This is a genomic window from Streptococcus sp. AS14 (assembly GCF_000286495.1).
GTDB lineage: Bacteria > Bacillota > Bacilli > Lactobacillales > Streptococcaceae > Streptococcus > Streptococcus sanguinis_P.
The window spans coordinates 45,475-57,650 of sequence record NZ_ALKI01000001.1 but is presented as its reverse complement, the minus strand read 5'-3'; the positions used below and the strand labels follow the sequence as shown (position 1 = coordinate 57,650).

Here is a 12,176-nt window from a genome sequence, read left to right as displayed (position 1 = left end):
CCTCTCTTACCTTTTATTTGGTATTAATCTGATTAAACTGGGCCAGCTGTCCCGCTTTGGCCGTCAAAGACGCCAGGAGAGCTAGGCGGTTGTTACGCACAGCTTCATCTTCTGCCATGACCATGGTATGGTCAAAGAAAGCGTCAATAACTGGACTGAGAGCAAAGAGTTGGTCCAGATTGGCAGCTAAGTCAGGCGTCAGCTCCACTTTTTCAATAGCAGCTGCCAAGTCTTTTTCCTCTTGATTTTCAAAGAGTGCTGGATTGACAGCTGTCTGCCCTTGAGCTTTCTCAGCTAGATTAAAGACCCGAGACAGGCTTTCGACTGCTGACTTGAAGTTGTCTTCCTGAGCTTTTTCTGCTAGGAGTGCAGCTGTTTCTACCAAATCGCGTACGACAAAGTTAGTGCTTTGAAGAACAGCCGTCACGATGTCTTTGGGAATGCCTCGATCCATCATTTTCTCAACACGAGCACGGAAGAAGTCCAGCACGGCCTCTTGATTGTCATAGCTTAGACTATCAAACTTGAGTTCGTAAAGTCGACCAAGAAGCTGAGCCAAGTCAATGTTCCAGCCAAACTTGTCCAAGATACGCACGACACCCTGAGTCGCACGGCGCAATGCATACGGGTCATTAGAACCACTTGGAATCAGCCCAACTGAGAAGAAGGACAGAATAGTATCCAGCTTATCAGCCAGAGCCAAGACTGCTCCGACCTTGGTGTCAGGCAATTCCCCATCTGCTGAAGTCGGCATATAGTGCTCCCGAATGGCAGCTGCCACCGCAGCATTCTCACCAGCCAGAAGAGCATACTTCTCACCCATGATACCTTGCAGCTCATCAAACTCACCAACCATGCCAGTCAGCAGGTCAAACTTATAAATAGCCGCTGCACGGGCCAAGTCAGCCGTCTCATCAGCATCCAATCCTGCTTCTTGCGCCAAGAGAGCAGCAATCTTGCCAGTCCGCTCCATGTGCTCTGCCAGAGAGCCAATCTTTTCGTGAAAGGTCACATTGCTCAGCTTTTCAACCAAGTCGGCAATAGCCAGCTTCTGGTCTTCTCTCCAGAAGAATTCCCCATCTTCCAGACGAGCCACCAAGACTTTTTCATTTCCCTTGATGACATTTTCTAAGTGCTCTGCATTTCCGTTGCGGACAGAGATAAAGTGTGGCAAAAGCTTACCTTCACTATCACGCACAACAAAGTAACGCTGGTGCTCTTTCATGGAAGTTACTAAGACTTCTTCTGGAACCTCTAAGTATTTAGAATCAAAATTACCTAAGAAAGCAGTTGGATATTCTACCAGATTCAACACTTCATTGAGCAAGTCTTCGTCAATCTCGATAGAAACTCCGTGCTCCTCTTCCAGTGCTCGAATCTGCTCGACAATCATATCTCCCCGCTCAAGAGGACTGGTAATGACAAACTGAGCCCGCAAGTCATCTTCATAGGAATCCGCTGAAGCAATCTCCGTTTCTTGCCCCAAGAAACGGTGTCCTCGGCTAGTACGGCCGCTCTTGATATCCAAGAAATCCAAATCAAAGGCCTGCTCATCTAAGAGTACAGTCAAGGTGTGGACCGGGCGGATGTATTCAAAGGTGTTGTTGGCCCAGTGCATGCTGACAGGGAAGATCAAAGCTTGCAGAACTTCCGTCACTGCTGGGGTGATCTCCTCTACCGGGCGGCCGATTTCTTCCTTGGTCACATAGACGTATTCTTCCCCTTTGATTTCACGGAAAGTAATGTCCTCAACCGTCAAGCCCTTGCCACGGACAAAGCCTTCAGCAGCCTTGGTAAAGTTGCCATCTGCGTCCAGAGCAATTTTCTTAGAAGGGCCTTTGAAATCTTCGGTCAAATCAGACTGCTTGTCCGCCAAGCCAACCACGCGCACCGCCAAACGGCGAGGCGTAGAGAACATTTCAATTTTCTCAAAGGTCAGACGATGGTCTGTCAGGAAGGCTCCCATCTTGTCGCGCAACTGCTTCATGCTCGGTGTCACGACATAGGCTGGCATTTCCTCCAAGCCTAATTCAACTAATAAATTTTTTACCATGATTATTCTCCCTCCTCTGCCAAGAGTTTCTCGCGAGTCTCTGCATCCAAAAGCGGATAGCCCAGACGCTTACGCTCAGCCACAAAGGTCTTAGCCACAACACGCGCCAGGTTACGAATACGGGCAATGTAACCAGCCCGCTCTGTCACAGATACGGCTCCACGCGCATCCAAGAGGTTAAAGGTATGCGAGCATTTGAGAACATAGTCATAGGCTGGGTGCACCAGATGCTCGTCCAGACAGCGCTTAGCTTCCGCTTCAAATTTCTCAAAATTCCCCAAGAGCAAGTCTTGATTGCTGACCTCAAAGCTGTACTTGGAATGTTCATACTCAGGATGAGTGAAAATTTCGCCGTACTTAACGCCATCAGCCCACTCAATGTCGTAGACTGAGTCCACTTCTTGGATATAAGAAGCCAGACGCTCCAGACCATAAGTCACCTCAGCAGTCACCGGCTGAGTTGGCAGACCTCCAACCTGCTGGAAGTAAGTGAACTGAGTGATTTCCATGCCATCCAGCCATACTTCCCAGCCCAGACCAGCTGATCCAGTTGACGGATTTTCCCAGTTATCCTCGACAAAGCGGATATCGTGCTCCAGCGGATTGATGCCCAAGAGCACCAAAGACTGCAAGTAAAGTTCTTGGATATTACTTGGAGATGGCTTCATAACCACCTGAAATTGGTGGTGCTGGTAAAGACGGTTAGGGTTTTCCCCATATCGTCCATCTGCTGGGCGACGAGACGGCTCGACATAGGCCGCATTCCAAGGCTCAGGACCAATAGCTCGCAGGAAGGTATAAGGACTCATCGTTCCCGCCCCCTTCTCATTATCATAAGCCTGCATGAGCATACAACCTTGATCATTCCAGAACTGTTGTAGAGTCAGGATAATTTCCTGAAAGGTTAATTTCTTAGACATTTTTTACTCCTTTAGTTTATTTAGATTTCTTGCGAAGCGTTCAAAAGGGAACGATTATTTCCCTTTTGAAAAGCTAGTACATCGCCTAGACAAACCGCCCATAGCGGTTGTCGTCAGTCAATCGAACCTTTAGGTTCGCAATTGACTTTGGCGAGGTGAAAGGTAAGTTTCTTGGACATTAGTTACTCCTTTTGTTTATATCTCTTTGTCTATTATTTTCTGCTGTATGAACCAATCCAACAAGGGAAGTGTTTTATCTGTGTTTGCCCACCGATGATAAGAATCAAAGACCGCTTGCACACTGCCTAGATTTTCTACTAGCTTGTCAACGGTCAAAAAACTGCGCCAGTATTCGTAAAAAATACTAGCATAATTCCCTTGATAAGTCGAAGTACCGAAATCATTCAATGAGTGCCAACCGTGCTTTTTCTGAAAGAGCTTTACGAGAGCCTGATTACAAGCTTTTTCCACTCGAAATTCCTCAATTGTAAAGAAATACTTGCGGCTAATATACTCAACCATCCCTTCTTCAAACCAGATATAGGCACCGTATCCATCAAAATCATCTGAAAAATGCTCCGACCAATGAGCTAACTCATGGCCCACAATCTGCAAGAGAAAATTTTCAGACAAAGACTGATAGTGGTTTGCTATTGCTTGAGTTTGGTGAGCGGACTCGTAATTCTCCAACTGAAGGAGATACAAATCTTTCCAAACCGTCAATTCGGGAGTCATAACCATCCGCCTATCATTTGTATAGGCTGGTACAGGAATTTCCCGAATGATCTGCGTAGCAGAATCAAAATCGGACCAAATGATGGCTTGCGGCAAGTCATAAACCGCAAACTCGTCTTTTAAAAATGTTAGATAATCCTGCAACTTTGCGGAATTCTTTGCGACGAAATCTCGAAAAGCTGCTAATTGGTTCTCGTCTTTTACAAGATAAAGGTTCTCCACGAATCTCCTTTCTTTCGAACAATAGACTCAGTACGCAAAAGAACCACATCCGACACTCCTAGGCTCTTCAACCTAGGGGCGTCAAGACGCGGTTCCACCCTAATTTATTACTTCATTACTTTAAAAATTATAACCGAAAGCGCCATCTGCACTGCTTCCCTATCCGGCTCACACTATCCCGAACTCGCTAAAAAGTAGACAATGAGAATTCTTTCTAAAAAAGATTATAGCAGAAAATAGGGCCAATGTAAAATACTTATCGAAAAATCCCTCAAGTTTCAACTTAAGGGATTTTAACTGACTTGAAAACCAATTAGACTTGTTTAGGTTTTTTCGGTCTGACTACTCTTGGCTTTCTGCCATCAAGTTTTCTCTTGGCTGCTCTGAGATTGGCAATGGCTTCTTTGACATCTTCCTGGCTGGCACCTGGATTAGCCAAAACTTCCTTAGCCTGTGCATAAGCTTCTAGATAAGCCGCCTTCACCGTATCAGTCGCATAGATAAACTTATTGCTGATGGCTTGGTAATGCACCTCATCATCGACTAGCTTCTTAAGATTGGTAAAGTTAGTCGCCTTACCATCCAGCTTCTTCTCTGCTGTAGCCAGCTGAGCCAGAGCTGTATCGATTTGCTCCTGGGTAACCTTGTCCTGCACCAAGAGCAGAGCCACTGCTTGGAAGGCCTTGTCATAAGCACGGCGAGTCCTATCCTTAGCATTGGCATAAGCCCCTGTCTTAGTGGTAGCTGCATAAGCTTCCACAGCCGCCTTAACCGCAGCAATATCAGAGTCCTTGCCGTCTAGATTAGCAGATGCTGTTTCTAGTTTTGCTCTTACGGCATCAACTTGCGTTTGGGTCAGTTTGCTTGTCAAAGCTTCCTTGGCTGCCTGATAGGCTTGGTCGTAGGCTGTGCGCTTCGCTGCAGAAGCATTGTAATACTGAGCAGTGCCGACCAGACTAGACTGCTGATTGACAGCCGCCAGCAAGCCTGACTTGACGATAACTCCCAGTTTCAGCAGGTTGTTTTTGCCCTCTTTGACCTCGACAGTCGGCTCAGTTTCCCAGAGCTCGTAGCCGGTCGGCAGGTTGACAAAGACAGAGTAGAATCCAGATGCTACGGATCTTCCGAAGGCATGCTTGCCAAACAGTTCTGCTGGAAGCGTATAAGCATCGCCATTATTATTCTTGAGAACCACTTGGGTATTCTTCGGAACAGCTTGATCAAAGGCAACGCTGACCGGTGCAAAGACCAGCTTCTTGACCAGAAACTCAATCGTCTTAAAGCTATCTTGGGCTGTCAGCTCAAACTCCTGAGTCAGAGCGCTGTAGAAACGAAGCTCATCCTTATCATAAGTAAAGATCTCAGCTGTGTAGCGTCCAAACGGCAGAGCATTGATTTTCTTGCCCTTGTCCAGTTCGACATACTTGCCCTTGCTGTCCTTGATCCGATAGATAAAGGTCGAATGCACATCTTGACGCGTATTGGCATCCACCAGAGCGACACGGATGCGCCCATCATTTTCAGCACTGACTAGCTCTGACAAAGCTATGGCATCACGGTTACCCGCATAGTCCTCTACCACATAGAAGATCTTAGACTTGTCCACTCCTTTTGGCAAGGTGTAGCTGCCATCCGCATTGGCTGAGATGTAAACCCGACGCTCGTAATCACGCTCAATGCCAAAATCATCCACTGCTTTATAGGTCTCTTTCCCTTTTTCATCTGCTTGCAGATAGAAGACCTGTTCTCTCAAAATACCGCCGTTGCCAACATCTTTTGGCTTACGAGCCGTAAAGGTTTCCGCACCATCCTTGGTACTGATATAGCCTGAGCTAATCAAAGGCTTCTGATTATCAATCTGCAGGTTAAAGCTAATCTGCTGCTCTTTAGCACCTGGTACATCTGGCGTATAGCGAACCACATAGGTATAGAGGCCATCTTCCAGCTTCTCACCCTTGCTATCACGACCATCCCAGTATGTATCTTCTAGTAGGTAGGACTTAGGATTGTCTGACCGACCACTATAATAGTTCTTGCGGCTTTCTCTAATCGTGCTGCTCTGCCAGATTGGGAAGCGATAGTCCTTATCATCTGCCGTATAGACACTAGCTGTCAGATTATTGATATTACGATAGAGAACTGTCCGATACTGGATGCTGTCCTGATTGCCATCACCATTAGGTGAGAAGGCCAGACGAATCTTGCCATCCGCTCCCAGCTGCAGCACATGCTTACCATCCGCATTTTCTGCAGTTCCCAGTACAATTGAGCTGCGAGCAGCTGTTCGACCGGTAGAGTAGAGTGTATCATTTGACTCTGTCACAAGGGAAGAGACATTGTCATCAGATAGGATACTCTTGTCCTCTGGCACTGGATAATAGAAGCCTGACTTGCCTTCTTGGACCAGATCATAGATTGGTCTTTCTACAGCTGGAAGATCTTGGAATTGCCCACGGAAGCCCATAAATGGCAGGCTAACCACATCGCCGTCATCCGCTGGATCCACAAAGCGGACAAAGCCTTCTAAGAAATAGCCGTTCGGCATCTGCTTGATCAACTCTTCCGCAAACTTAGCAGTATTTACCTTGACCGTCACTTTCTGGCTGCTATGAGCCTTGACGGTAACTTCTGGCCAGACCGTTTCGGTTAGTTTGCGAGGTGTCAGGGTAAAGTAGCCATCCTTGACCGCATCCGTGTTGGTATTGACAATCATCTTCAGTGTCCGATCCTTATCCGTGATATTATGAACCGTAACATCAAAGGTGAAGCTGTCTTGGACATTGCCTAAGGAAACGCTAGGATATTGGTTATCCCCTGTCACATAGAGACCGGTAGAAATAGCCGCTGCCGTATCCACGATACCAGCTCCCTGCTGACGCGGAGAGGTATAGACACCAGTTTCCTTGTTGACGTGCAGCTTAGCTGTGGACATGATAAGCGCTTTGACCAAATCGGCATTCTGGGCAGGCGTCAAGTCTGGATAGTGCTGAAGGAGATATTCCTTGACTAAAGCTGCAACACCAGCCACATGAGGCGTAGCCATACTGGTTCCCTTCATAGAGCCATAGGTATTGTCATTAAGCGATGAGTAGATATCGCCACCTGGTGCTGTCACATCTGGCTTGAGCAAACCATCTGTCGTCACACCCCAACTAGAGAAGTCAGACAGACTACCTGCTCCTGGATGTGGCCGATTGACCTTAAGACCATTAAAGACCACCTTGTAATTACCAGCTGCCAAAGCCTCTCCATATTCCTTACTGATAAAGGCTGACGGAACCTTTTTAGATTCACTATCCAGGCTCATCGTTAGGTTAGCTCCGTCGACATTATTGTAGATCAGAGCACCAACAGCACCATGGCTGATGGCATTTCTAACCTTTTCAGCGAAGGTAAAGGAACCACGCTGGATAAGAGCCAGCTTCCCTGTCAGATCCTTACCAGCAAAGTCCTCTTCACGACCAAGACCAATATGGACATACTCATATTCCTTGCCCTTTTCAAAGGTTGCATTTGTCTCACCCATGGAGTAGCTGAAATGACCGTTCAAAAGCTTATCGTTCTTTTCCAGACCACGAACTTCCATGACTTCCTCTGTCAGAACTGTGTTATTGACAGAAGCGACTGAGATAGAGCTTTCTGCTGTTGAAGGACTGCCAACTAGACCATAGTCTGGATTTTCAACCAGCGGTTTAGAGTATTCACTTCCGAAGGTATTGTCATTACCCGCCGCAATGATCACACTCACTCCTTTGGCCCGAGCACGCTCAATAGCCGCCTGCAAACTAGGGCTGACATCAACCGTCGAACCTGTTGCTGAGCCTAGACTCATATTGATGGTATCAGCTCCCAGAGCTACTGCATCATCAATGGCTTTGATATAGATAGCGTCGCTAGTTGTGCGTTGACGGTCTGAGAAGACCCGCATAAACATAACTTGTGCTTCTGGCGCAACACCATAGACATACTCATCATTAGGAGCTTTCTTGTTGGGATTTCCCGCTGTAATCCCTGTTACGTGCATACCATGCGAGTAACTGTTCTTTTCCTTGATATTGTCATCACCGTCGATATAGTTATAGGCATAGACAACCTTGCTGTTGTACCACTTCCCGTAGTCAATACCGGCCTTTTTCTTAGCCTCTTCCAGAGCTGCCTCTGTCTGATACTTGGCCTTTGACGGGTCAGAGATCTTCAGAACCTCATGATGGACATCCAGACCTGAGTCGATAATGGCTACCACACGGCCTTGACCTTTATAACCCTGTGACCAGGTCTGAGGGACCTTGATAATCTCATTGGTACTGATGCTGTTTGGCTTAGCATCTTGAGAAGTTGGTGACTCTGCTACTGCATCAGGTTTAGATGCTGGCTTGTCTGAGTTTGCGGCTGACAGAGACTCTGCTGTCGGACTAGCTGGAGCTGTCGGCTTGGTCTCTGTGGCAGAAGGCTGAGTTACCTTCTCAGCACTTGAAGAAGCCTCTTCTGATGAAGAAGTCGCTCCTTTTTCTACAGGAGCTGCGGCTGCTTCCTTAGCCTCTGCCGTAGAAGGCTGGCTAGCATGCTCTGTACTTGAAGTAGCCGATTCAGAAGAAGCTGGCGTTGCTTTCTCCACAGGGGCTTGAGTTGACGGCTGACTCTCAGGTGTTGCTGCTTGAGAAGCAGACTCAGTCGCTGATACCACAGCAGCAGTCGGCTGACCTTGCCCTGACGAACTAGTGGCCGCCTGCTCATCCGCCTGAGCCTGTCCCGCACCAAAAACCAGAGCGGTTCCCAACAGAACAGAAGCCAAACCGAACTTGTATTTACGGAGTGAAAAACGTTGTCTTTGCATAGAAGTCTCCTTACCTTATTTATAAACCATATTATAATAAAAATTTTCTGACAATTCATACACATATAACAAATGTAACAAAAACGTAATAATGACGAACGTTATAGTCAAGAAAAGCTATATGATAAAGTTTCAATCATCTATTTATTTGAAATACAGAACAAATACATGTTAAAATCCGGAAATAAGAAAAACTCTCGATTCATTTATGACCGAGAGATTTATTTTATATTGTAAATAGTACCTAAAACTCATTGAAACTAAACCGACCAATGACTAGTAATTTTAGGGCTTATTAATCCTGAAATGTTATTCACTATCACTACGATAAATTTCCATTTTCTTATGGAAGTACCGTTCCATCATTCCATAAGCAGTATAGGTAATTGCATTGGCACCAGCTGCAATGGTGTCTAAGATATTTTCTTCTGTTTTACCACCAGAAGCAATAATAGGAACATCTGGGTATTGTTCTCTTACCCATTTTACTAATTCAACCGTATCTTTTCCGCCGCTGACATTGAAAATATTCACACCAGCCTCAAGGTAAGGTCCCAGCGGTCGAGATTTATCAATTACTGTATAAATCAGGGGGATATCGACATAGGTCCGGACAGCTTTTGTTGTTTCAATGTCAACTGGTCCATTGAGTACAATTCCCCCAGCATTGTTTTCTTCTGCGTGAGAGGCTAGTCGAGCTGAACGATCACCACTAGTCAAACCACCTCCAACACCAACTAAAATCGGAGCCTTCGCAACTAGTGAAACTGCATTTAAAATCTGGGTATTTGGTGTAAAGGGGTACACACATAGAATAGCATCTGCATTCGTATTGGCAATAAGAGAAACATCTAGGGAATAGACAATTGATTTAATACGTTTCCCATAGATTATGATCCCTGACGCCTCCTTGATACAAGATGGCATTGCAATAATAGAATCACGCAAGGGGCTGGTTACAACTGGAATTTTTTTATTACTTGTCATTATTTTTTTACACTAATCCTTTATTTAATAATAATCTAACACTCAAATTTAAAGCTGAATTTATTAAAATTCAGCATTAAACAATTCTTTTAATTTATATATAACATCATCATTTGATGCATCAATAGAAACAGATTCATTAATTTTAGACAGCTTGGTTAATTCTTTCAAATCTGCATTGTAACCAATGGTATTAACCGTAATACCTAAAGCTTTAATAATGGGTTCAACTCGTTCAAATTCATAGCCGCCATTAGTCTGACCGTCTGATAGAACAAAGATAACAGGTCTAGCACCTGGATTTTCTTTCATTTTATCCAAAATCATCTTCACCGCTACAAGCGTTCCATCATAAGTGGCTGTTCCACCAGATGGCGTCAATCCTTTAATGGCAGATGTGAAGTATGATTTTTGCGTGCTATTCATAGTGTCAATCGGAACATTAATAGTCACATCATCACTATATGAAACTAGACCTATTTGATTTTCTTCATTGATATATTGCAGGGAATTTAGCAATGACTTCTTCAAATTGTTCATCGGCTCACCATCCATAGAGCCAGATACATCTGTTACAAATACACCGACAATAGGTTGGCTATTATTCTTATTCTTTTTCCAAAGGTTCTGCATGGACATCAGCAGATTTCCGTCAGTCGTTTGTTCTTCAAAACTATAATCATCCAGTTTATTAAAACCATATGATGTCGCTTTTGATTGATTATTTCCTTCAAGAATATAGCTAGAGAATTTCTTCAATACTTCTTGTTTAGTAGCATCATTTGTTGTTGCATAAAGCGGTGAATCCTGACGAATACCAAAAGGAACATATTCATAATCACTGAATTCCGGAGTATTGATATAAGTTTGATATGAAATAGACAGAATATCAGCGCTACCATTTTTTGCTGCTTCGCGCAACTGAGTTGTCGTTACAAATGTAGATGGAATGTTATTTTGAAATTGTTGGAACTCTGTTTTAGCTTTGTCACTAATTGGATTTTCTTTATCAAAGGTAAACAGTAATTGCGATAACAAACTCAAACCTGTTGATGAGGTGTAAGGATTTGTATAGCCTAGCAATTTCCCGTCTTTCACAGCTTTGGCTAAGTTTTCAACAGTCACGTCACCATAGGCTTTCTTAATCTCATCATAGACATTTTTTTTCATTAAGAGTCCACTGGTGTTACCGAATAACCGTTCTGAAATCTGAGTGGTAGCTGTTCCACGTGCATTTAAAATATAATTCCATTGTTGATTTGATGGAGTATAGCCATCTGGCACATGATTTTTACTTGCAATATAATCGACTGATGTTCCTGAAGGGATAGAACGAATCGATACGCTGACTGTTTTCCCATCAATCGTTTGGTGCTGGTTATTAAAACTTTCAGCAATTTCATTCAAAATACCATCTTTGCCGCTACCTGCTTTTTCGGAACTAACAAAGATTTCAGCATTGATTTCTCCACCACCTTTCACGGTATAAGGATAAGTTGCATCAATATCTGGCAATTCTTCATTTTCCTGCAAGGAAGTATTTGAAATATCTTTTTTCAACTCTGCAATCTTGGGATCGATTTTCTTATAGTAAGCTTCGACTTCCGTTTTAGCATCTTTTTCTGATAGTTTGGAATTGATAGGTCCATCACCAGAACAAGCAGTTAAAAATAAACTAGCACCAAGCGCAAGAAACAGAGAGGTTTTTTTAAGTTTCATAAATAAACTCCTTCTAAATAAGTTTAATAAGCTCTTTGAGTGATTCTGTCAAGTTCTTCAGATCAATTTCACTTGTTGATGTTTTCACATCAATATAGTTAATCGCTTCAACAATTAAACTATCTGCATCATCAAGCAACTTATTATTATGAATTAATTTAGCTTCAATATTTTCAGCATCTTTCGCAATAATTAATCGACGATAAATGCTTTTGGCATCTTGTAGAATACGAACGCGAATAGAAATTAATTCCTTAGCAATATTTTGAATAATCGGTTGGTCGTTATTCTCAACAATCTCAGCGAAATCATCAGATAATGCTTTGGCATCAAGTAGTTGTTTTAAAATACGTTTTGCATAGTCAATGTATTCAGGATTTTCTATTGTTCCTTGAATATCCGTTAATTTTTCAATCATTGACGCTTCATCGTACAATGGATCTTTTCGTTGTTCTTCTTCAAAAGCAACGAGTTGCAATTCTTTGTTTTTGCTTGCAACATAACTCTTGATCACAAAGACTGCATACAAAATGGTCAGCCCCAAGGCGATGTATGCACCAACATTTATCATTTTAAAAGTTCCAATACCTGAATCAACAATAATATCATCCTTATTAAATATTACTAATTTAAACAGAATGATGGTTAATAAGGTTAATCCGCTAGTTACTAAACCATGCTTTATAATAAATTTATTTATCATAAC

7 protein-coding genes are annotated in these 12,176 nt (G+C 43.6%); all 7 read right to left on the bottom strand.

The window, feature by feature from the left end; genetic code table 11:
• Positions 1-13 precede the first annotated feature (13 nt).
• The 7 genes from glyS to HMPREF1150_RS10765 all read right to left on the bottom strand — a co-directional run bounded on the left by glyS (position 14) and on the right by HMPREF1150_RS10765 (position 12,173).
• Positions 14-2,053 (bottom strand): glycine--tRNA ligase subunit beta, encoded by a 2,040-nt coding sequence (gene glyS / locus HMPREF1150_RS10735; protein ID WP_009659064.1) that lies wholly within the window; start codon positions 2,051-2,053, stop codon positions 14-16.
• Between the two features lie 2 nt (positions 2,054-2,055).
• Positions 2,056-2,973: a glycine--tRNA ligase subunit alpha gene (glyQ, locus tag HMPREF1150_RS10740; protein ID WP_009659044.1), complete on the bottom strand. Its 918-nt coding sequence runs from the start codon at positions 2,971-2,973 to the stop codon at positions 2,056-2,058.
• A gap of 195 nt (positions 2,974-3,168) precedes the next feature.
• Positions 3,169-3,930 carry a peptidase MA gene (locus HMPREF1150_RS10745; protein ID WP_009659017.1) on the bottom strand — a complete coding sequence of 254 codons (762 nt, stop codon included), beginning with the start codon at positions 3,928-3,930 and terminating at the stop codon, positions 3,169-3,171.
• 313 nt (positions 3,931-4,243) lie between these two features.
• On the bottom strand, positions 4,244-8,764 hold the full coding sequence (locus HMPREF1150_RS10750) for a S8 family serine peptidase (protein WP_009659008.1): 4,521 nt from the start codon (positions 8,762-8,764) through the stop codon (positions 4,244-4,246).
• A gap of 309 nt (positions 8,765-9,073) precedes the next feature.
• Complete coding sequence (locus tag HMPREF1150_RS10755; protein ID WP_009659035.1) at positions 9,074-9,751, bottom strand: hydrolase; 678 nt, start codon at positions 9,749-9,751, stop codon at positions 9,074-9,076.
• Positions 9,752-9,814: 63 nt separating this feature from the next.
• Complete coding sequence (locus HMPREF1150_RS10760) at positions 9,815-11,470, bottom strand: VWA domain-containing protein (protein WP_009659013.1); 1,656 nt, start codon at positions 11,468-11,470, stop codon at positions 9,815-9,817.
• A 13-nt stretch (positions 11,471-11,483) separates the two neighbouring features.
• Positions 11,484-12,173 (bottom strand): hypothetical protein, encoded by a 690-nt coding sequence (locus HMPREF1150_RS10765; protein WP_032905330.1) that lies wholly within the window; start codon positions 12,171-12,173, stop codon positions 11,484-11,486.
• Positions 12,174-12,176: the final 3 nt, after the last annotated feature.